The organism is Kitasatospora sp. NBC_01287, from assembly GCF_026340565.1.
In the GTDB taxonomy this organism is placed as follows: domain Bacteria; phylum Actinomycetota; class Actinomycetes; order Streptomycetales; family Streptomycetaceae; genus Kitasatospora.
The window spans coordinates 1,109,266-1,131,885 of record NZ_JAPEPB010000001.1 but is presented as its reverse complement, the minus strand read 5'-3'; the positions used below and the strand labels follow the sequence as shown (position 1 = coordinate 1,131,885).

Genomic DNA, 22,620 nt, shown 5'->3' with positions numbered 1-22,620 from the left:
GCGGAGCCGGCGCGCGCGGAGTCACGGCGCGAGGAGCTGGTCGACCTCGGCCTCGAAGAACCGCTCGGGATCGAAGCCCATGCCGGCGAAGTGACCGGCCACCTGAAGGCTGATCAGGCCGTGCAGCCTGGTCCAGAAGGTGAGCGCGCGGCGGAGCACCGCCGCCGGCGCGGGGTGGCCGCCGGCCCAGTCCCGGTGGGTGGCGAGGTAGTCGTCGAACGGGACGGGGGCGGCCGGGGGCAGCGCCGCGAAGGCGCTGATCAGCAGGTCCATGATCTCGGCCGCGACGGCGGTGGTGCCGTCGGGCGCGTGGTAGCCGGGGATCGGCGTGCCGTAGATCAGCAGGTAGCGCTGCGGGTCGTCCAGCGCCCAGCGGTAGAGCGCGCGCGCGAGGAGGCCCGGTTCGGCGCCCGGCGCCTCGGCGGCGGCCCGCACCGCGTCGGCGAGGCTGCGGTAGGCGTCCTGGACGAGCTCGGTGAGCAGTTCGTCGCGGCCCGCGAAGTAGCGGTAGAGGGCCGGCCCGCTCATGCCCAGCTGCTTGGCGATGGCGTTGAGCGAGAGCGCTGAGGCGCCGGCCGAGGCGATCTGCTCCCAGGCGTGCTGCTTGATCTCGGCGCGGACCTGCGTGCGGTAGCGCTCGCGTGGGGTGGTCGGGACCTGGCTGTCCACGCTGCCTCTCCTTCTCCCGCTCCTCCCGCCACCGGCTTTCCGGGGCGGCTTGACAAGCTGACGATAACACGTTCATTCTTGCGTTAGAGGGTGTAACTGAAGCAAGTATCACTAACGGAGGTTGAACCATGACTGCAAAGACTCCTGCCACGCCGGACGCCGCCGCTCTGCCCGAGGAGCTCACCGAGGTGGTCCTGCCGGGCGTGGTGGAGCCGGAGGGGTTGCTCCTGCGCCGCCGTCCGGTGCCCTCGCCCGGCCCGGGGCAGGTGCTGGTCCGGGTCGCGGCGACCGGCGTCTCCTTCGCCGAGCAGCAGATGCGCCGCGGCCGGTACTACGACCAGCCGCCCTTCCCCTTCGTGCCGGGCTACGACCTGGTCGGCACGGTGCTGGAGGTCGGCGAAGGGGTCGGCGAGGGGGTCGGTGCGGCGCTGGTCGGCAGCAGGGTGGCCGCGCTGACCAAGACCGGCGGCTGGGTCAGCCACGCGCTGCTCGACGCCGCCGACCTGGTCCCGGTGCCCGAGGGGCTGAGCGCGGCGCGGGCGGAGACCGCGGTGGTCAACGGCGTCACCGCCTGGCAGCTGCTGCACCGCAAGGCCCGGGTGCGCGCGGGGCAGACCGTGCTGGTGCACGGCGCCAACGGCGGCGTGGGGTCGACGCTCGTCCAACTCGCGCTGGCCGCCGGGGTGCGTGTCATCGGGACGGCCGCCGAGCGGCACCACGCGGCACTGCGCCGCCTGGGCGTGCTCCCGGTCGACTACCGCACGGAGGATGTCCCCGCCCGGGTACGGGAGTTGGCGCCCGAGGGGGTGGCCGCGGTGTTCGACCACATCGGTGGTCCCGGCGTACTGGACTCCTGGCGGCTGCTCGCCCCGGGCGGCACCCTCGTCGCCTACGGCAGCGCCTCGACGCGCGACGACACCGGCTCCAAGCAGTGGCCGGTGCTCAAGCTGCTCGGCCGGGTCTGGTGGTGGAACGCGCTGCCGAACGGCCGGCACGCCTACTTCTACAACGTCTGGGCCGGGCGGGCCTTCGCCAAGGACCGCTTCCGCGCACGCCTGCGGGCCGATCTGGGCGAGGTGTTCGCGGCGCTGGACCGCGGGGACATCACCGCCCAGATCGCCGCCGAACTCCCGCTCGACCGGGTCGCCGAGGCGCTGCGCCTGGCCGAGTCGGGCACCGTCGCGGGCAAGGTGGTACTGACGCCTTGAGCGGGAGCGGCGGCGGGGACGGGGGCGCGCCATGCGGTCCATTCACCGAGGCCGCGTGACCCGCGCTGCGTGACCGCGCCGCGTGACCCGCGGGGTGTGAGCTGCCGGGCGCCGCTCAGGACACCAGGGTCTGCGCCTCCAACTCCGCCAGCGTCACGGTGCAGAGGCCGCCGCGCTCGCTCTTCACGTCCGTCACCTCCAACTGCGTGCCCGGCAGCAGGATGAACTCCTCCTCGCCGGTGAACGCGGAGAAGTCCTGGATGCCGGTGGCCCGCAGGGGCCGCACCTCGAAGAGCGTCCGCTTGCCGCGACTGCCGAGGAACGCCCGCGCCACGCCGGGCTTCGAGGTGCACGAGGAGACGCCCCACCAGGTCACCGTCCGGCCGAGCGGATACTGCGCCCGCAGGTCCAGCGGCACCCCGCGCCAGAGCGGCTCCGTGCGGGCGGGCAGCCGCGAGACCGCGGCGAACAGCAGCCGCAGGTAGGGCAGGTACGGGACGAGCCTGCTCCGGTCCGGGGAGCGCAGGATCGCGTTGATCTCCCGGTAGAACGCCGACTCGCAGGTGTAGAGGTGGAGCGCGGCGATCGCGTCGGCGGACAGGCCGGCGGCCGCTCCGTCCGCCCGCCGCTCGCCGAACTCGTGCGACAGCCCGACGTACCGGTCCAGACCGGACAGCAGCGCGGCGACCGGTCCCACGGCGTCGCGGAAGTCCATCAGCGGAGTGTCGAACACGCCGGTGATCGCGGGGAGGACGAGCCCCTCGTCCTTCACCCCGGCGAGCCGCTCCAGGTAGAGCTGGTGAAGCTCCATGGTGGAGGTGATGAACGCGCCCATGCGCGCGGCGACTTCGCCGTCCGTGCCGCCGCTCGCCGCGGCGAGCGTGTTCCAGCCCCGGCTCGGCAGCCAGTCGACCTCGGCAGCGCCCAGCGAGGCGAGCGCCGCGTTCACCAGCCCGAAGTGGTCGCCGTCGCAGAAGACGTCGCCCTGCGCCGCGGGGTTCGGGTGGTCGATGTGGCGGACCTCGACCCCGGGGTACTTCTTCTGGAGCCGGAGCACGACCTGCTTCAGACTGCGCGCGTGCGCCCCCCACCAGGCGAAGACCACACCGCGGTCCTCCTCCCGCGCGTGCTGCTTGGCCCGCAGGATCTCCTCGACGATCCGCTCGGCGACCGGCCGCCAGAACGCGGTGTGCCGCTCGGGTGCCATCGCCCCGTCGCCGCTGGCGGTGAGCGCCGCGTTGAGCAGCAGCACGCCCTGCGTGAGCATCGCCTGGAACCACTCCGGCGGCTGGACGGTGTCCCGTTCCTTCAGCAGCGCGCGGATGTCGGCTATCGGGGTCTTCTTGGGGATGCCGTACTTCCACATCGTCGCCGCCTTGATGACGCAGCGGATGCTGATGACCCGGCCGAACTGGCTGTCCTTCCAGTCGTGGAAGGTGTTGTCGAACATCGCGATGCCGGTGGCGCTCTCCGCGCGCGGGTACGGGTTCTGACCGAAGACGACGACCTTCCACTTGTGCGGCGCGTTCGGCTTGAGCGCCTGCAGGGTCAGTTCGCGGACGGGGACGACCCCTTGGCCGCGGCCCGGGCCGATGAACGAGGCCGCGTCGGGCTGCGCCTCGATGACCGGCCCCAGCAGCGGGAGCCAGGCCTCGCCGCCGCCCGCGAAGAGTTCGGCGAGGGCCAGCGGGTCACTCGGGTCGGGCGTGGCGTTCGGGGCGGGCGTGGCGGGGGAGTTGGCGTCGCTCATGGTGGTGGGTCTCCGAGGGGTCGAGCCGCGCTGACGGGGGCAGGACCGCCGGGTGGCCGAGGCACCGGCGGCACTCGTAGTGATACCGGTCGCCGGTGACAACGCCCGGGACGCCCGATGCGCTCGACACGCCCGACTGCCTTGTCAGCGGCGGACGGTAGCTTCGTGATCGACAGCGGGGCAGTTTCTCGATCGGAGTGGACCATGACCGAAGACCGTGTGCAGTCGCCGCTCAAGGTGGTGCTGACCGACATCAACGCGACAGTGGTGGCGGCGTGGCGAGCGGCGTTCGCGGACACCCCCGGGATCGAGATCCGCACCGGCTCGATCCTCGACAAGAAGGTCGACGCCTGGGTCAGTCCCACCAACTCCCGTGGCCGGATGGACGGCGGCACCGACGCGGCCATCAAGCGGCACCTCGGCGCGGGGATCCAGCTGCGCGTGCAGCGGGCGATCCGGGACGGCTTCCAGGGCAGGCTTCCGGTGGGCAGCGCGGTCTGCGTCCCGTCCGGGGCGGCCAACCCGAAGCACCTGATCTCGGCGCCGACGATGGACGAGTCCGCCCAGAACGTGAGCGAGACCCTCAACGTGGCACTGGCCTGCGCCGCCGCGTTCCAGGCGATCCACCGGCAGAACGAGGAAGTACCGGGCAGCATCCGCTCGGTGGCCCTGGTCGGCATGGGCGCCCGCACCGGCCAGGTGCCGGCCCGGGTGTGCGCCAACCTGATGTGGACGGGCTACACCCTCTTCAACGACCACTCCTTCGAGGACTACGACGACCTGCGCGCCACGGTCACCGCCCAGCTCGACGACATCGAGCAGGCCCCCACCACCCAGCGCGTCCGCATCACCCCGCCCGCCCGCCACACCCCCCGCCGCTGACCGGCCGCCCCGCACCGAGCAGCGCCGGGTGCCAGGGTGTGCGTGGTCAGCGCAGTGAGTGACGCAGGTAGCGCGACTCGGGCGGGCGCCGGCGCGCTCGCCGTTCTCCGCCGGTTCGCCGTTCTTCGCCGGTTCGGCGGTTCGCAGCGCTCGACCGGCTTCGTCCTGCCGACCGACCGCGTCGTGTGGACGCGGTCGGCATACGGAAGCGGTGGGCCGGGTCAGCCCCGGCAGTAAGCGTCGAGCCAGGTCGCCGGCGCGGTGATCTCCAGGGGGATCAGCCGATGTGGCCGCAGGCGGTGTCGACGTTGTTGCCGTCGGTCTCCAGCTTGGACTGCAGGTCGTCGCTCGGCGCGGTGCCGGTGTTGACGTCGGTGTACAGCTGCTGGTAGTCGGCGGCCAGCGCGCTGATCGCGTTCTTGGCGCTGGCGTTGCCGGCCTTGGCCGCGGCAGCGTTCAGCTGGTCGGTCGCGTCCTTGAAGTCGGTCTTCAGCGCGTCCGGGTTGCTGGCGTCGGCGGTCATCTTGTCCGAGTAGGTGCTCACCGTGCTGGTGGCGCTGGTGCAGCCGGGGTCGATGGCCTTGACCACCTTCGAACCGATCAGCACGAAGACCGCGATGGCGGCCGCGATCGAGAGCAGCGAGACGATGAGGCCGATGATCGACGCCACCTTGCCCTTGCCGGCGCTCTTCGACTTGACCAGGCCGACGATGCTGAAGATGAGGCCGAGCGGGGAGAAGAAGAAGGCCAGGATCAGACCGGCGATCGCGAAGCCGTTCGAGCCGGTCGGCTGCTGGACCGGGTAGCCGTAGGGCTGCTGCGGCGCGCCGTACGGCTGCTGCGGCGGGACGCCGTAGGGCTGCTGAGGGTTCTCACTGGGAGGTATAGACACGTCAATCCTTAATGGGACATGAGGATGGCCGCCTATGAATACCGGAAGCTCGCACTTCTTGGCAACTCTGAGTAATGGCGGCGGCCGCGGGGCCGGGCCCAACTCGGGCCCGCGCCACGGCCGCTCCACCGCCCGCGGAGAACTGGTCAGCGGACGAACGGTCAGGCCGTACGTCGACCGGCCCGCCTGCAGGCCCGGGCAGACCAGCTCGACGGCGGCAACCGGCGCGCCCGGCCGCCGGTGCGGTACATCAGAGCCGCCCGTCGTGCCCTGGGAAGCGGCCCGCGCTGTCGGCCGGTTCCAGGTGACTCTGTGTCATCTACGGTTCGGTGATGCGGAGCTCGACCCTGTGCGTCCCCGGGCGGGCTTCGCGCCGGTGCTCACGTCGTGGTGCCCCCGCTCTCGGAGCGGGCGGCGACGGCGCGCAGGTGCTCCGCGAAGAACCGGCGGGGGTCGCCTCCCATGCGGGCGAGCAGCACCAGTGCGGACAGGGCCACGTCGCAGGTCTCCTTGCGCACGTCGTCCCAGTCGTGCGAATGGCCCTTGCGGGGGTTGGCGCCGAGTGCTCCGATCACGGCCTCGGCGACTTCGCCGACCTCCTCCTGGAGCTTGAGCGCCTGTACGGTCCAGCGCTGCTCGTCACTCCGATCGAAGTGTGAATCAAGCTTGTCGGCAAGGAAGTTGACGGTCTCCCAGATCTCGTCCATGGGCGAGGATCCTGCCCTTGTTCGAACGGGTCGATCAAGCCGGGCGATTCTCGGCGGTTCTCGGCGGTTCTCGGCGAGCCCGGGCCATTTCGATTTCTCGCCGACCTCCGGGCCGCCCGCCCGCGAGGGGCGCCCAGGGCGGACCGCTGGTCCCGCCGCGCTCCGCCGCCGACCCCAGGGTGGCGGGCATCATGCGCGAGAGCATCGAACGCACCTACCAGCGTCGCACGGGGGCGGTCGCGTGTCGTTACCGCTCGGTTGTGGGCGTGTGTTCCATCGGTGAGCCGAAGAGCTGACCGTGGCCGTCCGTCCGGCTCGACGACCACGGTCGGGCAACCCGGCTGACAGCGTCAGTAGTTGACGATCTGCAGGGTGGTGCCGCTCGGGCTCACGCCGCCGGTGACGTACATGGTGTCGCCGTCGGGGCCCAGGGCCAGGCCGTCGACGGTGTCCTCATCCAGACCGCTCACCGTCTCGGCCGGGATCGCCGCACCCGTGGTGGCGTCGAAGGCGAGCACCGAGGGGCCGTTGGTGAGGTCCTCGTTGACCAGGTAGAGCCGGGAGCCGTCCGGGCTGACCTGCGGGTACTCCAGGTCACCGTCGGGCGCCAGCAGCCTGAGGGCCGTGGTGACGGTGTCGGTCCCGGGGTTGATCAGCGCGCCGGCTCCGCTGCCGGTGCCGTTCACCGCGAACAGGCGGGTGCCGTCCGGGGTGAACGCCAGCTCGTAGTCGTAGGCGGTGGTGGTGCCCGGGACGGTGCCGACCAGGCTCGGTGCGGCGCCGGCCACGTTCAGGTGGAACACGCCACCGTTGCTGCCGACATACACGTCGTGGCTGCCCGGCCGGACCACCACCGAGCCCAGCTCGCCGGCGGTCAGCTGGATCTGCGTGGTGAACGCCCGCTGAGCGGTGGCGAACTCCAGCACCCGGCCCTGCCCCTCCTGGCGATAGGTCTCCGGCCCGTTCTGGGCCACATAGACGGTGGACCCGTCCGGGCTGAGCGCCAGTCCCTCGGTCGTGCCGGCGGACCAGCCGGTCGGGCGTGGTTGGTCCGGCACGGTGACCGAGGCGAGTGCGGCCAGCGAGGCGGTGTCGATCACGCTGAGGTTCGGCCCGTTCAGCACGTACAGCAGCGAGCCGTCCGCGCTGAGTGCCATGAACGGCCTCCCCTGCCAGGTGCCCAGCACGAGTTTCCCGATGACCGTGTCGGCCTGGGTGTCGACCGCGTTCAGCACGAGGTGGTTGTTCCCGTCGACCGCCGCGACGTAGGCCTTGCCGCCGTCCGGGCTGACGGCCGGCGTGGCTTCCCCCGCGCCCACCGTGATGGTGGCCTCGTTGCCGGAGACCGGTGTGACCGGCGCGTCTGCCGCGGTTGCGCCGGCCGCCGCGGCCACGTCGGCCGCCGGACCGAGCAGGGCCGCGACGGCTAGCGCCGCCGTGCCCCAATGGAACGCCTTTGCGCGAGACTTCATGTGTTTCTTCCCTCCCCATGGCAGCGCACGACGCGTTGCCGCAGGGAAGGCTAGGTGCTGCTCGGCCACACCGGAAGAGGGCCACGACGGCGAGCGCGACCCGGCGGGCATCGACCGACACGTCCGCTGACACGTCCGCCGACACGTCCGCGACCGTCCCCCCGCGACAGCAGCGCGGGCGGCCGGTCACGGCAGTGCCCGGGCGCCCGGGCACGCCGAGCCCCGCTCCGTTCCGCGAGAGGGCGGCTGGAGCAGGGGCTGGGCGAGGCGACGGACGGATCCGGGCGGTGCGGTTCAGCCGTTGGTGGCCGTCGTCACGCTCACGAGCCCTGGCCCGACGGGTGGTCGTGCTCGTGCTCGTGGCCGTGCTCGCAGTCGATGCGCAGGGTCAGGGACTGGTCGGCCTCCTGGTTCTGCGCGAAGTCGATCGAGCGGTACAGCAGTTCGTGCCGTCCGTCCGTGGTCAGCGTGATCGGGCCGGTGTAGGCCGTCCAGCCGGCGCCGTCGAGGTTGTACTCGGTCCGGCTCACGCCCGAGATGTCGTCCGTGGCGCTGAGGGTGACGGTCACGTCCGTCGTGAAGTAGTCCTTCCGGCCACCGGCCGGGTCGGTGGTGGCGGTGGTGGCCGGCGGCGTGGTGTCAAGCGGCAGGACGTCCTCCTCCTGCTCCATGGTCGGCTCGTTGTTCGGGGTCGGCAGGTCGGGGAGGAGGCGGGCGCCGAGCAGGCCGATCCCGCCGGCGCGCAGTCGCAGGGCGCTCCAGTCGTCGTGGCCGGAGAGCCGTGTCTTCTGCCCGTCACCGTTGACGTCGGCAGTGACCACGCCGCGGTTCTGGACGCCGTCGCAGTTCCAGTCCACCCAGCCTTTGCTCCGCGGTGTGGTGATGTACGGGCCGTTCGGGTCGTTCTGGCAGTAGTGGACGACGTCGTAGTTCTTGCTGCTGAACGGGTAGTTGCCCTCGTCGATGAACACCTCGTTCAGGCTGCGGACGTCGCGGGAGTAGTCGGCGATGCCGGTGGTCGTACCGGCGGTCAGGCCCCGGACGGAGTACGAGTAGTTCATCACGCTGAAGTACTGCGGCTTGTAGTTCGGGAGGTCCGCGTCACCACCGTGCCGCAGGTCCAGGTTGTGGCCCAGTTCGTGCATGAAGTCGACAGCCTGTGCGGCGATCTGGGGGACGTTGGGGGCGAGGGCGCCCAGGCTGAGGATGAAGTCACTGCCCGGGAGCTCGGCGATGCCGAGGGTGGTCGAGCCGGGCCACAGGTGGTCGGCCGAGATCGCGTAGTGGAAGACCGGGACCCGGCCGGAGCTGACGAAGCCGCCCTTCTCCGTCTTGATCTTGCTGAAGGCGTCCCACTGGTAGTTGCCGTTGCCGTCCACGGTGCCGAGGTTGGTCGTGTCGGTCAGCTGCCGCGCCTTGCTGAGCGTGCCCCAGGTGGCGTTGGTGTCGAAGTTGAGGATGCTGTTCGGCCCGGCGTCGATGTGCAGGTTGATGCCGGTGGTCGGCGAGTGCTTGTTGTACGGGGAGTTCTTGAACGCCTCGACCACCTGGCGGATGGCCTGCGGGTCGAGTGCGTGGCTGTGGGTCTTGTCGGCCATCCAGTCGAGTTGGACGAAGATGTCCGGCTTGTTCACGGTCGCGCCCATCTTGGGCAGGTCGATGAACTGCGGGCCGCTGCCGTCGCCGGGGAGGATGGTGACGCCGTTGCGCTTCCAGTCGTCGGGGATCCCGTCGCAGGTGGTCGAGTTGCAGTCGAAGGTGAACTGGACGGTCGGGTTCGAGCCCTCGCCGCCGCTGTGGCTGATGACGTAGCCGCCCAGTGCCGTTTGGGAGTAGCTGTTCGGGCCGCTGGTCGGGCTGTCCCAGCTCACCTGCACCGTGCCGACGTTCTCGCCGGCGACCCGGAAGGAGGCGTTGCCCGCACTGCCGTTCGAGCCGACGCAGGGCTCGGACGACCAGCTGGCGGAGGTGCCCGCGGCGATCTCGCTCGGCTGGCTACCGATCAGGCAGCCCCTGGTCATGGTGAAGGTCGCGAGCGACAGGGCGCGGTCGCTGTTGTTGGTGAAGTTCACCGTCACGCTGCCGCCCTCGCGCCGCGCGGCGGCGGCCGGCGAGATGACGGCGGCGAAGGTGAGCATGGCCAGTGCCATCACCAGTACGGCGGAGAGCCCGGTCCGCGGTGCGTGGCCGGGTCTGCCTGGCCTGCCCGGCTCCCCGGTTACGGAGGGTGCATATTCTGTATCCATACCGTCACGCTAGGGTGTGCGCTGACGGTGGACCGGCGCGACCTGACGGGTTGTCACCCTCCCGGACGCGGTCCGCTTGCCATGCGGGCCGGGCGAGGTCTCTGCGTCGGCGCCCGGAGTGGGTCGAGGGAGCGGCCCCCTTCCAGGTCGCGGTGGCCGGTCGCGGTGGTCGGTCGCGGTGCAGGGGGACACCGCGGGCTCGTTGCCGCCGAAGACGTTGGGCATCAGGACGTTGTCCCCGGCGGCCCGGGTGACCTGCTCGCCGATCGCCGTGGCCGCGCGACCGTAGCCGTTCCCGCTGTGCCGCCGGCTCTGCCTGTACGTGGGTTGCGCTCTCCGTCCCGATGGGTGGATGACGGGGTGGAGAGGTTGTTGAGGGCCACGCCGAGAGATGGCAGGTGGGTGCCGGGGTCGGCCTCGGCGAGGACACGGCGGATGGCGACAGCTTCCTGACTGGCGGCCAGGCCCTCCTCCTGGCGACCTACCCTGCTGAGGCTGACAGCGAGTTTGTTGAGGGAGTTTGCAAGGCCGGGTAGGTGGGCCTCGGGGTCGGCCGCGGTAAGGACACGGTGGTGTCGCACAAGTTCGTTGGCAAGGCTGGCAGCGGTGATGGCGAGGCGGTGGCTGGCCTCGGGGAACTGGTCGTGGAGCGCGTTGAGAGTGTGGAGGGGGGTGTCGGGAGGGGGATGGCGTAATGCTCCAGCGGCGGGATCGGCAGTGCGCGGAGAAGCAGGCCGCCGTTGGCGTGCGGGTTCGCCCCCAGCCGCCGCCGGCCGTCCGGGATGCAGGCGAGCACCTGCGGGGTCGGGCGCCCATGCTCGTCGAAGAGCTCCTCGGGGTGGTAGGAGCGCAGCCAGGCCTCCAACTGGGCGAGGTGTTCGGGGTTGTCGCGGACGTGGTCGAGCGGCACCTGGTGGGCGCGCCATGTGCCCTCCACCGGTTTGCCGTCCACCTCGGCCGGGCCGGTCCAGCCCTTGGGGGTGCGCAGCACGATCATCGGCCAGTGCGCGCGGCTGGTGGCGCCGTCCGCGCGGGCGGCCTGCTGGATGGCCGCGATCCGGTTGATCGCGGTGTCCATCGCGGCGGCCATCAGCTGGTGGACCGTCAGTGGGTCGTCGCCGGTGACGTGGAGCGGGTCGTGGCCGTAGCCGCGCAGCAGGCCGTCCAGTTCCGCTTCGGGCAGTCGGGCGAGGACCGTGGGGTTGGCGATCTTGTAGCCGTTGAGGTGCAGGATCGGAAGCACGGCGCCGTCGTGCACCGGGTCCAGGAACTTGTTGCCGTGCCAGGAGGCGGCCAGTGGTCCGGTCTCGGCCTCGCCGTCGCCGATCACGCAGGCGACCAGCAGGCCGGAGTTGTCGAGCGCCGCGCCGTAGGCGTGGGAGAGGGAGTAGCCCAGCTCGCCACCCTCGTGGATCGAGCCGGGGGTCGCGGGCGCCACGTGGCTGGGGACACCTCCGGGGAAGGAGAGCTGCCGGAACAGCTTCGCCATGCCGTCGCCGTCCCGGGTGACGTCGGGGTAGGTGTCGGTGTAGCTGCCCTCCAGCCACGAGTTGGCGAGGACCGCCGGGGCGCCGTGCCCCGGACCCCAGACGCAGATCGCGTCCAGCCCGCGCCGCCCGATCACCCGGTTGAGATGGGTGTGCACCAGGTTGAGCCCGGGGGAGGTGCCCCAGTGCCCCAGCAGGCGGGGCTTGATGTGCGCCGGTGTCAACGGCTCGCGCAGTAGCGCGTTGTCGAGCAGGTAGATCTGACCGGCCGCCAGGTAGTTCGCGGCACGCCAGTGGGCGTCCAGCTCCCGCAGTTCATGATCGGGCGGCGTGGCGGCGTGGCGGCGTGGCGGCGTGGCGGTGTGGCAGCGTGGCGGCGTTCGACGGGTCGGTGTCGCGCATGGGAGCGGTCTCCTCGGGGTGCTGGGCGACTCGGTGCGGCGGCTGCGGGGCAGCCTCGTTCCGTCCTGCACCGTCCTTTTCGGCACGGCGCGCGGACAGGGTCGTTGAGGCCGGTCGACGCCGGTGCTGATCACCACCTTCGGCCCGCCGTCGGCGCCGGGATGGCGGTGGCCGAGCACGGCCCGGGCCAAGTCGCGTCGCCCGACAGGCCACTGGCCGGGCGCGGGTCAGCGGGACGGGACGACCGCGACCGGACACCCCACGTGGTGGATCACCGCGTGGGCCACCGGCCCCAGGTGCGCCCCCAGCGGGCTGCTGCGGTGGCGGGCGCCGATGACCAGCAGCCCGGCGTGTGCGGCGGCGTCCACCAGGGTGACCCCGGCATGGCCGCGGAGCAGCTCCGTCACCACCCGCAGGTCCGGATGGCGCTGGCGCCAAGGGGCGAGCGCCCCGTCCAGGCGGCGCCGTTCGTCAGCCGCCAGCTCCTCGTCCATGCTCGCGATCGCGGCGAACGTCATGTACTCACTGCCGGGCGGCGGTTCCCAGGCGTGCACGGCGGTCAGCGGGACCCGGCGCAGTGCGGCGGCCTCGAAGGCGAAGGCGAGGACCTGCTCGGAGGGGTGATCCAGATCGAGTCCCAGGACGACTCCTGGCGCCGCGGTGGCCGTCGGTGGCGGTCCGTCGACCAAGCGGTCGCGGGCGGGCGCCGCGGGGTCGTCCCGCACCAGGACGACCGGGCAGGGGGCATGGCCGAGCACCTGCTGGCTCACCGAGCCGACCACGAAACCGCGAAGCGCGCCGAGGCCTCGGGAGCCGAGCACCAGCACCGTGGCCCGTTCGGCCGCCGCCTCCAGCACGGTCACCGGGTCGTCCGGAACGTACGTCGCCAGCACGTCGAGGTCGGGGAAGCGGGTACGGATCCGGTCCGCCTGATCGGCCAGCCGCTGACGCCCCCAAGCCTCGGCCTCCCCGGTGCCGGGGGACTTGCCCGGTGAGCCGGGCCAGGCCTGGACGATCTCCAGCGGTAACCCGCGCCGCCAGGCCTCGGCCGCGGCCCAGTCGGTGGCGGCCGCGCTCTCGGCCGACACGTCGAATCCAGCGATGATCATTCTGTTCACGGTGGTCCTCCGCTTCTGCCCCGGCCTCGGGCGTGTTCCCCTCCGCCATCGTGCGCGCCGCCGGGCGACGTGGGCCGGCGGTCCGGTCGGCGCTGGTCAGGTGGGCACGACGGCGACCGGGCAGGCCGCGTGGTGGACGGTGGCCCGGCTCGTCGAGCCCAGGCGGCCGCGCACCCGCTCGACCGCGTCACTGAACGGGCGGTCGGGCCGGACGCTGATTCCGTGGTCCGTGGTCGTCTCCGATACTGGTGGCCGCTCTTCAATCGTGAGCCCGTACGTCCCCGTTGTCGTGGCCGGACCGGCTCTGGTGCGTGGACGAACGGCCATGGGTTCGGGACCGCGGGGCGAACGGTGGCTCGATCACGTGGCCCTGCTGCCGAGTTCGCCCGTGCCGGTCCCGTCGGCCCCGGTGCCCCGGTCGTCACCCTGCGCGGCCCGGGTGCCCGCCGGGCTGGGCGGGCCGCGCAGCAGCCAGGCGAGCGGAACCGCGAGTCCGGCGCCGATCAGCGGCCCGAGCAGGTAGATCCACAGCGGGCCGCCGTGTCCGCCGAGCAGCACCGGTGCCAGGCTGCGTGCCGGGTTCATCGACGCACCGCTGGCGGGACCGGCCCACAGCCCCGCCAGCGCGATGTAGCCGCCGATGGCGATGGCTGAGTTGTGGCCGATGTTCCGCGCCCCGTTCGAGGTGCCGAGGATGACCGTCATCAGTCCGAGCGACAGCAGCACCTCCAGACCGAACGCCGCGCCCGTACCGACGCCCGGGCCCGGGTGGCTGGCCCCCAACCGGCCCGTGGTGCCGAACATGGCCCGCAGTACCGCTGCTGCCGTGACGGCCCCGGCCAGCTGCGCGCCGACGTAGGCCGGTACCCGCCGCCACGGGAAGTGGCCGCGGGCCGCGAACGCCAGGGTCACCGCCGGGTTGAGGTGGGCACCGGAGGTCACACCCAGGGTGTAGATCAGGGCGAGGACCATGGCGCCGGGCGCGAGGGCCTGCGCCGCCGGTGAGACGGTGCCGCCGGTGACGGCGGCGACCACGCCCGCGCCGGCGGCGACCAGGACCAGGAAGAAGGTACCCACGCCCTCGGCGGCCAGTCGCCGCCGGCGCGCCTGCCGGTCCACGGCCATCTCGCCCACCTCCGACCTCGCCCACCTCCGACCTCCACCATGCGCGCACCGCGGCCCGAAGGCGCGCGGAATCGAGAAGGAGGTCAGCCGTCCGGCCCTGGAGCGCAGAACCCCGGAGCCGCGCGTTCCCATGGCCGCTGCGGGAGCCGCCCCCGGACCGGTTGACCGGAGCGCGGCCCCTGGAACGCGGAAACGGCCGACGGCTCTCCATCCTGCCGGCGCCGCGTGCTCGACGAACAGGCGCGTGCGCGTGGGCTGACACCCCGCGGCTGGGCGGCCGGAAGCGGCGAGATCGGCTGCGCGTCGAGTTCGGCTCGAGCCACCGCGATGACGCCTCCGAGGGCCGGACCAGGGACGGCTGATCGCAGTGGGTGACCGCGACGGGTCGGCCGGCCGAGTCGTTGGATGCGGCCCGGGCCGTCGATCGGGTAGCCACATCCCCTGACGCACGGCCTGGTCGGGCCCACCGGCCCACCTTTCGGCACCGCTGGACCCTATGGACCGCACGAGCCGGCGCAACAAGCTGAGGGTGAGCGCTACAGGAACCGCGTAGCACCGAGGAGGCGCCGCCATGCCCGCCGCAGCTGTCTCGCACCGGCACCCTTACTCCCGCACGCCTCTCGCACGTCAGCTGTGGCGCGCCGTTGGGCAGGACCACAGCCCGCTCTGCCGCCCGGTCGACCGGGCGCGCAGTCGCCTGCTGCTCACCATCATGGTGACCTTGGCGCTCTGCGTGGCCTTCAGCACGCTGCTCGCCCTGACCCGGATGGACGGCATGGTGGCACAGGCCCACCGGACCGCCCAGCACCGCCATCAGGTGACCGCCACCACGCTGGCCACGGTGGGCGGCGACGATCCGGCGTCGACCGCCACGTCGGCGAAGGCGGCCTGGGACTACCCGCAGTCCGACCACCGGACAGGCTTCGTCCCCGTACCGGCCGGAACCGCGCCGGGGGTCCGTGTACCGCTCTGGGTCGACGACAGCGGAAATCCGGCCGCGCCGCCGCTACCCGACGGCCGGCTGGAGACGACTGCCGGAATGGACGGCCTCGTTGTCCTGGCCGTGACAGGAGCGGCGGTCTGGACCGGCTACGCCGTACGCCGTCGGGTGCTCGACCGGCGGGCCGAGTGCGGCTGGGAGCATGGCTGGGAGCAGGTCGAGCCGCTCTGGTCCGGGCGCGGCCGCCGCCCGGAGAACGGCGAGTGCTGAACGCTCAGGGCCCCGACCTCGTGCGAGTGGGGTTGCAGGCGCCGAGGACCAGGTAGTCCTCCATTCTCCTCGCCGAGTTCGGCGCGAAGCGTCGCCTTTACGTCGATCTCGGTCACGACTCCGAGACGCTCCGCGGCCAGGTCGGCCCGTCAGCGGGCACGCGGCGAGGTTGGCCGGACCACCGCGGCGGCTGTCGGTGGACACGCCGACGCCGGTGTTCGTCACGATTGCCCCCGTACGGCCTCGTCGCGCTACCGGTGTCATGCTCGGTGGGAGGAGGTGATCGGTCGTGAGCGAGAACACCACGCCGTCCGACGGGCCCGGTGGCTCGCCGACGGGCAGCCGCAGTGGCTTCGCGCTGCGGGTGGGGCAGCGCCGCCGGCAACTCGGACTCACCCACGAGCAACTGGCGACACGGGCCGACATGGCGCCGCGTTACCTCCAGCTTCTGGAGGAACTCGGCGGCGACTTCGACGGCGTCGGCCTGCACCGACTGGCGGCAGCTCTGGAGACGACGCCACGGGAGCTGCTGGAAGGCAGTGGTGACGGCCCGCCGGGGCAGGGTGACGCGGCACCCGGCCAGGCACTGTGGAAACTGGACCCCGAGCAGTGCCGCGACCGGCTCGGCACGCACGGGGTCGGCCGCCTGGCGCTTTCCACGTCCGGCGGGCCGACCGTCGTCCCGGTCAACTACACCGTCCTCGGCGGAACGGTTGTCTACCGCACGGCCCCCGGCACCGTGACCGCGGCTGAGCCGGGCGGAGAGGTGGCCTTCGAAGTCGACCAGATCGATGAGGCCCGCAGTCGAGGGTGGAGCGTCGTGGTCGTCGGGACGGTCGAGTACGTCACGGAGCCCGAAGCTGTCCAGCGCCTGATGGAGGAGTCCGCAGCGCAGCCCTGGGCGGGTGGCAAGCGTGACCTCTGGGTGCGGATCGAGCCGACCCGCGTCACCGGCCGGATCATTCGCCCGGTCTGAGCGGGGCAGGGCCGTCAGGGCCGCTCACCCCACGGGCACCACGGCGACCGGGCACTGCACGTGTTGGACGACCGCCTGGCTCACCGAGCCCAGACGCCGCAGGGGCCCGCGTACCGCACCGTGGCGCCCGACCACCACCAACTGATGGGTTTCGGAGAGGGAGACAAGCAGTTTGGCCGCGCTGGAGCGGACGGCGATCGCCGCGACCTCCACGTCGGGGTACTTCTCCCGTGTCCCCGCGAGTGCCTCGGCCAGCAGCCGCTCCCGCTCGGCGGCGACGTGCTCGTCCTCGTACACCGCGGGAAAGCTGTGGCCCGGTCCGCTGACCAGGGGATAGCTCCAGGCGTGCACGGCCTGCAGCGGCAGTTTCCTCCTGCTCGCGGCCTCGAAGGCGAAGGTGAGCACGTCCTCGCCGTACTGCTCGCCGTCCACACCCACCAGGACGCCGCCGGGAGTCGACCGGGCGTCTCGCGGGTGGACCACGACGACCGGGCACAGGGCGTGGGAGGACAGGTGCAGGCTCGTCGAGCCGACCAGCAGGCGCGAGAACCCCCCGGAGCCGCGGGCTCCGAGGACCAGCAGATCCGTCTCCTCCGAGGCGGTGAGCAGGGCCTCGCGCGCGTAGTCGTCGGCCAGCTCGGTGGTGACCTCCAGACCCGGGCTGTGCATGCGGGCCTGTTCGCGTGCCGCCCCGAGGGCTTCCTCGCCGGTGTCGCGGGTCTGTCGGGTCACCTGCCCGGCGGGCGCGTGCAGCGTCTCGCCGAGCCATGCGTGCAGGACGTGCAGGGGCACGCCGCGCAGACGGGCCTCCTCCGCGGCCCAGCCGACCGCGTCGTGGCTGGCGTCCGTGCCGTCGATTCCCACGATGACCGGGTGTCTCATCTGCTTCTCCCTCGATATCTCGATATCTCGATATGCGGGTAACTGCCGTTACCGAGGTCGCCCACCGGCCTCTGCGGTCAACGTGGCCGGCCTCCGTCGGCTGTTGTCGTCCTTCTGATCGTCACGCCGCGACAGGCTGCTGTCCTGCTCTCATCCTGTCCTGCCCTGGCCGCCGAGCCGGGCGGGCGGGCGAATCAGGGCCCGCCGCGCCCGCACTGCTCCCGACGAACCGGTGCCGGCTCATCGGCGATCGCCGTGGCGGTGATGGAACGCGATCTCGTCGGCGATCCGCCGGGCCAGTGGGTCCACAACGGCGGCGACCGGTGCTGACAGGCCGGTTCCCGGGCTGGTGTCCGTTCCCTCGACGGCGTAGACGACGAGCCGTCCCGGTAGGCGGTCCAGCACACGGGCCAGTTCGACGGCTTCGCCGAGTCCCAGCCCGTGCGAGCTGGTACTGGCCGCGGCGGGTGACCAGGGTCCGCCGTCGAGTTCGAGCCGGTGCACCCGGCCCGGTCGGCCGGGGTGGGCGTGGGCGGCGTCCACCACGACGGCGAGGTCGGCGCCCTCCCAGAGGGTGATGAGCCGGGCCGGGTCACCGTCGCAGACCAGGAGGTCGGTCCCGCCCGGCAGCGGCTGCTGCTCGGCCCGCCGGGCGAGTCGGGTCAGCACGGCCGGGCCGAGGCCGTCGTCGTGGCGGTACTCGTTCCCGACCCCGATGACGGCGGTCCGCGCTGCTCTGCTCATGGGTGTCGCCCTTCCCGCCCGTCGCCCGGGTCAGTCCTGCGCGCGGGGTGAGCGGGTCCGTCCGGGGTAAGTCCACCGCCACCTGGGCCACAGCGGAGCCCGTCGGCCCGCATCCGCGTTCCGGTCCGTGCACATACTGGCCCGGACAGCGTGATCGGCGTCGGGAGGTCGGAGATGGCGGACGACGACGGTGCGACAGCGGTGCTCGGAAAGGACGGCCTGGACGCGTTGATCGGGGTCCTCGTCGCTCGCGGTCGGACCGTTGTCGGCCCGACCGTCCGCGACGGGGCGATTGTGCTCGCCGAGCTCTCCGGCGGGGCGGACCTGCCGTACGGATGGGGCGTCGAGCTGGAGGCCGGCGTGTACCGGCTGCGGACGCGCGAGGACGGTGCGGCGTTCGCGCACAGTGCGGGCCCGCAGTCCTGGAAGACGTTCCTGCACCCGCCGCGCGTGCGGCAGTGGACCGCTGACCGCGCTGCGGACGGCGAGCTGGTGATGACCGCGGACGCGAGCGTGCCGCCGTCGTACGCCTTCCTGGGCGTGCGTCCGTGCGACCTGCGGGCCATCGCGATCCAGGACCGGGTGCTGACCGGCGGGACGTACAGCGATCCGGCCTACCGCGGGCGCCGGGAGCGGGCGTTCCTGGTGGCGGTGGAGTGCACCGAGCCGGGGGCCACCTGCTTCTGTGTGTCCATGGGCTCCGGGCCGGCGGTGGGGCCCGGCTACGACCTGGCGTTGACCGAGGTGGTCGACGCCGACGGCCACCGCTTCCTGGTGCGGGCCGGGAGCCCGGAGGGTGAGGCGGTGCTGGCCGAGTTGCCCACGCGGGTGGCCGACACCGCCACCCGCACCGCCGCGCGGGACCGGGTGGCCGAGGCGGCGGACCGGATGGGCCGCAGCATGCCGCTGGTGGACCTGCAGGTCCTGATGCGCGAGACGCTCACGGCCGACCGCTGGGACGATGTCGCGGCCCGCTGCCTGACCTGCGGCAACTGCACGATGGCCTGCCCGACCTGCTTCTGCACCTCCGTCGAGGACGTCACGGACCTGACCGGCGACCACGCCGAGCGTTGGCGGCACTGGGAGTCCTGCTTCGACCGGGACTTCTCCCACCTGCCGACCGGCCCGGTCCGCGACTCCTCGAACAGCCGCTACCGGCAGTGGGCCACGCACAAACTCGGCACCTGGTACGACCAGTTCGGCAGCTCCGGCTGCGTCGGCTGCGGGCGCTGCATCGTGTGGTGCCCGGTCGGCATCGACATCACCGAGGAGGCCCACGCGCTGAACCGCGAGCGGGAGAGCGGCGCGGGAGAGGGGGCGCGGTGACCACCGCGGCGTCGGGCTTCCTCGCCGCTCTTGCGCCGGCCCATCGAGCGCGCCTGCTCGGGCTGGCGCGCGAGGTCTCCTTTCCCGCCGGGGTGCGGCTCTTCGAGGAGGACGGCGCGGCCGACCGCTTCTGGATCGTCCGCTCCGGGTCGGTTGCCCTCGACATCCACGTCCCCGGCCGTCGCGGGGCCGTCGTGGAGACCCTGGGGGAGGGTGAACTCCTGGGCTGGTCATGGCTGTTCGAACCGTATCGCTGGCACCTGGGCGCACAGGTCCGCAGTGCGCTGCTGGCCGCCGAGTTCGACGCGCCGAGGGTCCGCGCGGCCTGCGCGGACGACCCCGCCTTCGGCCTGGCGATCACCCACGGCGCCGCCCGGGTGATCGCCAGGCGGCTGAAGGCCACCCGCACCCGCCTGCTGGACCTGTACGGGCCGCCGGACACCGGGGCGGCGAGATGATGACGACTCCCTCCCTCGTCCCGCTGCCCTACCGGGTGGTGGCCCGCCGTGACGACACGGCCGACACCGCCACGATCGCGCTGGAGCCGGTCGGCACGGCGCTGCCGCCCTTCGCCCCCGGCCAGTTCGCGATGGTCTATGCCTTCGGTGTCGGCGACGTGCCGCTCTCCGTCTGCGGCATCGACGGGAACCGCCTGACCCACAGCGTCCGGGCGGTCGGCGCGATCTCCGGTGCCCTGCGTGCGCTGCGGCCCGGAGCCACCGTCGGAGTGCGCGGACCGTTCGGCACCGACTGGGGCCTGCCCGGAGCGGCCGGGAGCGACCTGCTGGTGGTGGCCGGCGGCATCGGCCTGGCGCCGCTGCGCCCGCTCGTCCTGGCCGCGCTCGCCGCACCCGGACGGTACGGGCGGCTGAACGTCCTGGTCGGAGCTCGTGAACCCCGCGAGCTGCTCTACCCCGCCGAGCTGACCGCCTGGAATGCGGCCGCCCGCGTGCTGACCACCGTGGACCGCGCCGACGACCGCTGGCAGGGCGACGTCGGCGTGGTCACCACCCTGCTGGACCGGGCCGTCTTCGAGCCGCGCACGACGACGGCCTTCGTCTGCGGCCCCGAACCGATGATCCGGGCCACCGCCGACGACCTGGTCCAGCGCGGCGTCGAGCCCGAGCGGATCCGCGTCTCGTTGGAGCGCACCATGCACTGCGGCACCGGGCACTGCGGGCACTGCCAGCTCGGCCCGCTGCTGCTCTGCCGGGACGGCCCGGTCGTCAGCTGGACCCGCGCCCGACCCCTTCTCCTGGTACGGGAGTTGTGAGATGGCCCCGCACGATCGCCCGCGCCCCAAGCTCGCCGTCTGGAAGTTCGCCTCCTGCGACGGCTGCCAACTCACCCTGCTGGACTGCGAGGACGAACTCCTCGCGCTCGCCGAGCGACTGGACATCGCCCACTTCCTCGAAGCCTCCAGCGCGACCGCACCCGGCCCCTACGACCTGTCCCTGGTCGAGGGCTCGGTGACCACCGCGCAGGACGTCGAACGGATCCACCACATCCGCGCCGTCTCCCGCCGCCTGGTGACCATCGGCGCCTGCGCCACCGCCGGCGGCGTCCAGGCCCTGCGCAACTACGCGGACGTCGCCGAGTTCCAGGCCGTCGTCTACGCCAGACCCGACTACGTCGCCACGCTCGCCACCTCCACCCCCATCAGCGCGCACGTCCCCGTCGACTTCGAGCTGCGCGGCTGCCCCATCGACCGCCGCCAACTGCTGGAGGTCATCACCGCCCAGCTGGCCGGCCGCACCCCCAACGTCCCCGCCCACAGCGTCTGTTTCGAGTGCAAGCAACGCGGCACGGTCTGCGTGACCGTCGCCCACGGCACCCCCTGCCTCGGCCCGGTCACCCACGCCGGCTGCGGCGCCATCTGTCCCACCTACGGACGCGGCTGCTACGGCTGCTTCGGCCCCAGCGACTCCACCAACCTCCCCGCCTTCGTCCCGCTCCTGCACCGCGAGGGCATGGACACCCTCGCCGTGGTGCGCGTGCTGCGCACCTTCAACGCCGCCGCCCCCGAATTCGACACGGCAGCCCGGAAGGAACTGGAACCGTGACCCACCGCGGAACCCGCGTCCTGCACGTCGGCTCACTCGCCCGCGTCGAGGGCGAGGGCGCACTGCACCTCGCACTGGCGGGCCGCACCGTCACCGGGGCCCGGCTGGCGATCTACGAACCCCCGCGCTTCTTCGAGGCGTTCCTGCGCGGCCGCGCCCACACCGAGCCACCCGACCTCACCTCCCGGATCTGCGGCATCTGCCCCGTCGCCTACCAGCTGAGCTCCTGCCGCGCCATCGAGGACGCCTGCGGCGTCACCGTCACCGGCCAACCGGCCGCCTTGCGCCGCCTGCTCTACTGCGGCGAGTGGATCGAGAGCCACACCCTGCACGTCCACCTCCTGCACGCCCCCGACTTCCTCGGCGCCGACGGCGCCGTCGACCTCGCCCGCACCCACCGCACCGACGTCGAGCGCGGCCTGCGCCTCAAGCAGGCCGGCAACGCGATCCTCGAACTCCTCGGCGGCCGCGCGATCCACCCCGTCAACGTCCGCCTCGGCGGCTTCCACCGCCTGCCCACCACCGCCGAACTGCGCCCACTGGCAGAGCAGTTGCGCCGGGCCCGCGACGACGCCCAGCAGACCGTGCGGTGGGTGGCCGGCTTCGACTTCCCCGACGCCGACTGCGACCACGACCTGCTCGCCCTGGCCGAACCCGACCGCTACGCCATCGAGTCCGGCACCCCCACCGTCATGCCCGCCCCCGGCACGACCGGCCCGGCCCGCGACAGCGACCGCGCACTGCCCACCCGCACGTTCCCTCTGCGCGCCTTCGGCGACCACGTCGTCGAGCACCAGGTGCCGCACTCCACCGCCCTGCACTCCCGGCTCGACGGCCGCCGCCACCTGACCGGCCCGCTCGCCCGCTACGCCGTCAGCGGCCGCTTGCTCTCCCCGATCGCCCTCCAGGCCGCCCAGGACGCCGGACTCGGCGACCCCCGGCAGGGCGCCGTGTGCCGCAACCCCTACCGCAGCATCGTGGTGCGCGCCGTCGAGGTCCTGTACGCCGTCGACGAGGCCCTGCGCATCGTCGACGCCTACGAGCCCGCGCCGAGCCCGTACGTCGAGGTCCCTCCGCGGGCCGGGACCGGCCACGGCGCGACGGAGGCACCGCGCGGCCTGCTCTACCACCGCTACACCCTGGACCCGTCCGGGACGGTCACCGACGCGGTCCTGGTCCCGCCGACCGCACAGAACCAGGGTGCCATCGAGGACGACCTCCGCCGCCAGGTCCAGAGCCGCCTGGACCGCGGCGACGCCGCTGATGCCGAGCTGACCGCCCTGTGCGAACGGGCCATCCGCAACCACGACCCCTGCATCTCCTGCTCGACCCACTTCCTCGACCTCACCGTCGAACGCGCCGGGAACTGCTGACCATTCCAGGTCCGGGTCGCCACTGCGGCGAGGACGGTGCGAGGCGAGAATGGAAGGGCCCCGGTGAGTTCGGCCAGGAGCGAACCGC

General features: G+C 72.6%; 19 protein-coding genes and 1 pseudogene. 9 read left to right on the top strand and 11 right to left on the bottom strand.

All coding sequences use genetic code 11. The features are described from left to right. Positions 1 to 21: 21 nt before the first annotated feature. A complete protein-coding gene (locus tag OG455_RS04565) occupies positions 22 to 669 on the bottom strand; it encodes a TetR/AcrR family transcriptional regulator (RefSeq protein ID WP_266290453.1) in 648 nt (215 codons plus the stop codon). Positions 670 to 797: 128 nt separating this feature from the next. Between OG455_RS04565 and OG455_RS04560 the strand changes: the two genes are divergently transcribed. Then, positions 798 to 1,877 (top strand): medium chain dehydrogenase/reductase family protein, encoded by a 1,080-nt coding sequence (locus OG455_RS04560; protein ID WP_266290451.1) that lies wholly within the window; start codon positions 798 to 800, stop codon positions 1,875 to 1,877. 115 nt (positions 1,878 to 1,992) lie between these two features. Here OG455_RS04560 and OG455_RS04555 read toward each other — a convergent pair whose 3' ends face one another. Then, positions 1,993 to 3,627: an ADP-ribosyltransferase domain-containing protein gene (locus OG455_RS04555; protein ID WP_266290449.1), complete on the bottom strand. Its 1,635-nt coding sequence runs from the start codon at positions 3,625 to 3,627 to the stop codon at positions 1,993 to 1,995. A gap of 204 nt (positions 3,628 to 3,831) precedes the next feature. On the opposite strand from OG455_RS04555, the gene OG455_RS04550 reads away from it, so the two are divergent. Beyond that, positions 3,832 to 4,509 (top strand): macro domain-containing protein, encoded by a 678-nt coding sequence (locus OG455_RS04550; RefSeq protein WP_266290447.1) that lies wholly within the window; start codon positions 3,832 to 3,834, stop codon positions 4,507 to 4,509. Positions 4,510 to 4,786: 277 nt separating this feature from the next. Here the strand turns inward: OG455_RS04550 and OG455_RS04545 are convergent, their stop codons facing one another. The 7 genes and pseudogenes from OG455_RS04545 to OG455_RS04515 form a co-directional block, all read right to left on the bottom strand. Beyond that, the gene (locus OG455_RS04545) at positions 4,787 to 5,401 is read right to left on the bottom strand and encodes a hypothetical protein (RefSeq protein WP_266290445.1); all 615 of its coding nucleotides are present in this window, start codon (positions 5,399 to 5,401) and stop codon (positions 4,787 to 4,789) included. A gap of 380 nt (positions 5,402 to 5,781) precedes the next feature. Continuing rightward, positions 5,782 to 6,108 carry a MazG-like family protein gene (locus OG455_RS04540; protein ID WP_266290443.1) on the bottom strand — a complete coding sequence of 109 codons (327 nt, stop codon included), beginning with the start codon at positions 6,106 to 6,108 and terminating at the stop codon, positions 5,782 to 5,784. Positions 6,109 to 6,458: 350 nt separating this feature from the next. Continuing rightward, entirely contained in the window at positions 6,459 to 7,580 is a 1,122-nt protein-coding gene (locus OG455_RS04535) for a hypothetical protein (RefSeq protein ID WP_266290441.1), read from the bottom strand. Between the two features lie 320 nt (positions 7,581 to 7,900). Further along, the gene (locus OG455_RS04530; RefSeq protein WP_266290439.1) at positions 7,901 to 9,730 is read right to left on the bottom strand and encodes a hypothetical protein; all 1,830 of its coding nucleotides are present in this window, start codon (positions 9,728 to 9,730) and stop codon (positions 7,901 to 7,903) included. Positions 9,731 to 10,484: 754 nt separating this feature from the next. Next, positions 10,485 to 11,627 (bottom strand): annotated as a pseudogene (locus OG455_RS04525) (phosphoketolase); the annotation flags it as partial. 315 nt (positions 11,628 to 11,942) lie between these two features. Beyond that, positions 11,943 to 12,824 carry a universal stress protein gene (locus OG455_RS04520; RefSeq protein WP_266290437.1) on the bottom strand — a complete coding sequence of 294 codons (882 nt, stop codon included), beginning with the start codon at positions 12,822 to 12,824 and terminating at the stop codon, positions 11,943 to 11,945. A 369-nt stretch (positions 12,825 to 13,193) separates the two neighbouring features. Beyond that, positions 13,194 to 13,958, bottom strand: coding sequence for an MIP/aquaporin family protein (locus OG455_RS04515; RefSeq protein WP_266290435.1), 765 nt, complete (start codon positions 13,956 to 13,958; stop codon positions 13,194 to 13,196). Positions 13,959 to 14,529: 571 nt separating this feature from the next. Between OG455_RS04515 and OG455_RS04510 the strand changes: the two genes are divergently transcribed. Together OG455_RS04510 and OG455_RS04505 are read left to right on the top strand one after the other, a co-directional pair. Beyond that, positions 14,530 to 15,168: a hypothetical protein gene (locus OG455_RS04510; RefSeq protein WP_266290433.1), complete on the top strand. Its 639-nt coding sequence runs from the start codon at positions 14,530 to 14,532 to the stop codon at positions 15,166 to 15,168. A 289-nt stretch (positions 15,169 to 15,457) separates the two neighbouring features. Further along, positions 15,458 to 16,144, top strand: coding sequence for a pyridoxamine 5'-phosphate oxidase family protein (locus tag OG455_RS04505; protein WP_266290431.1), 687 nt, complete (start codon positions 15,458 to 15,460; stop codon positions 16,142 to 16,144). Positions 16,145 to 16,168: 24 nt separating this feature from the next. Here OG455_RS04505 and OG455_RS04500 read toward each other — a convergent pair whose 3' ends face one another. Both OG455_RS04500 and OG455_RS04495 read right to left on the bottom strand, forming a co-directional pair. After that, positions 16,169 to 17,026: a universal stress protein gene (locus OG455_RS04500; protein WP_266290429.1), complete on the bottom strand. Its 858-nt coding sequence runs from the start codon at positions 17,024 to 17,026 to the stop codon at positions 16,169 to 16,171. A 240-nt stretch (positions 17,027 to 17,266) separates the two neighbouring features. Then, entirely contained in the window at positions 17,267 to 17,770 is a 504-nt protein-coding gene (locus tag OG455_RS04495) for a hydrogenase maturation protease (protein WP_266290427.1), read from the bottom strand. A 174-nt stretch (positions 17,771 to 17,944) separates the two neighbouring features. Here OG455_RS04495 and OG455_RS04490 point away from each other — a divergent pair, with 174 nt between their 5' ends. The 5 genes from OG455_RS04490 to OG455_RS04470 are packed head-to-tail and all read left to right on the top strand — an operon-like array spanning position 17,945 to position 22,532. Next, entirely contained in the window at positions 17,945 to 19,096 is a 1,152-nt protein-coding gene (locus OG455_RS04490; RefSeq protein WP_266290425.1) for a 4Fe-4S dicluster domain-containing protein, read from the top strand. Continuing rightward, positions 19,093 to 19,554, top strand: a complete 462-nt coding sequence (locus OG455_RS04485; RefSeq protein WP_266290424.1) for a cyclic nucleotide-binding domain-containing protein — start codon at positions 19,093 to 19,095, stop codon at positions 19,552 to 19,554. Before OG455_RS04490 ends, OG455_RS04485 begins: the two co-directional genes overlap by 4 nt. Continuing rightward, a complete protein-coding gene (locus OG455_RS04480) occupies positions 19,551 to 20,369 on the top strand; it encodes an FAD/NAD(P)-binding protein (RefSeq protein WP_266290423.1) in 819 nt (272 codons plus the stop codon). The genes OG455_RS04485 and OG455_RS04480 overlap by 4 nt, the downstream gene beginning before the upstream one ends. 1 nt (position 20,370) lies before the next feature. Further along, on the top strand, positions 20,371 to 21,159 hold the full coding sequence (locus tag OG455_RS04475; protein WP_266290422.1) for an oxidoreductase: 789 nt from the start codon (positions 20,371 to 20,373) through the stop codon (positions 21,157 to 21,159). Beyond that, entirely contained in the window at positions 21,156 to 22,532 is a 1,377-nt protein-coding gene (locus OG455_RS04470) for a Ni/Fe hydrogenase subunit alpha (protein ID WP_266290421.1), read from the top strand. Before OG455_RS04475 ends, OG455_RS04470 begins: the two co-directional genes overlap by 4 nt. Positions 22,533 to 22,620: the final 88 nt, after the last annotated feature.

Excerpts from the sequence above, each read along its gene's own strand:
- OG455_RS04560 (WP_266290451.1), top strand. The coding sequence starts at position 798 with ATGACTGCAAAGACTCCTGCCACGCCGGACGCCGCCGCTCTGCCCGAG.
- OG455_RS04555 (WP_266290449.1), bottom strand. The coding sequence starts at position 3,627 with ATGAGCGACGCCAACTCCCCCGCCACGCCCGCCCCGAACGCCACGCCC.
- OG455_RS04550 (WP_266290447.1), top strand. The coding sequence starts at position 3,832 with ATGACCGAAGACCGTGTGCAGTCGCCGCTCAAGGTGGTGCTGACCGAC.
- OG455_RS04540 (WP_266290443.1), bottom strand. The coding sequence starts at position 6,108 with ATGGACGAGATCTGGGAGACCGTCAACTTCCTTGCCGACAAGCTTGAT.
- OG455_RS04535 (WP_266290441.1), bottom strand. The coding sequence starts at position 7,580 with ATGAAGTCTCGCGCAAAGGCGTTCCATTGGGGCACGGCGGCGCTAGCC.
- OG455_RS04530 (WP_266290439.1), bottom strand. The coding sequence starts at position 9,730 with ATGGCACTGGCCATGCTCACCTTCGCCGCCGTCATCTCGCCGGCCGCC.
- OG455_RS04520 (WP_266290437.1), bottom strand. The coding sequence starts at position 12,824 with ATGATCATCGCTGGATTCGACGTGTCGGCCGAGAGCGCGGCCGCCACC.
- OG455_RS04515 (WP_266290435.1), bottom strand. The coding sequence starts at position 13,958 with ATGGCCGTGGACCGGCAGGCGCGCCGGCGGCGACTGGCCGCCGAGGGC.
- OG455_RS04510 (WP_266290433.1), top strand. The coding sequence starts at position 14,530 with ATGCCCGCCGCAGCTGTCTCGCACCGGCACCCTTACTCCCGCACGCCT.
- OG455_RS04500 (WP_266290429.1), bottom strand. The coding sequence starts at position 17,026 with ATGAGACACCCGGTCATCGTGGGAATCGACGGCACGGACGCCAGCCAC.
- OG455_RS04495 (WP_266290427.1), bottom strand. The coding sequence starts at position 17,770 with ATGAGCAGAGCAGCGCGGACCGCCGTCATCGGGGTCGGGAACGAGTAC.
- OG455_RS04490 (WP_266290425.1), top strand. The coding sequence starts at position 17,945 with ATGGCGGACGACGACGGTGCGACAGCGGTGCTCGGAAAGGACGGCCTG.
- OG455_RS04480 (WP_266290423.1), top strand. The coding sequence starts at position 19,551 with ATGATGACGACTCCCTCCCTCGTCCCGCTGCCCTACCGGGTGGTGGCC.
- OG455_RS04475 (WP_266290422.1), top strand. The coding sequence starts at position 20,371 with ATGGCCCCGCACGATCGCCCGCGCCCCAAGCTCGCCGTCTGGAAGTTC.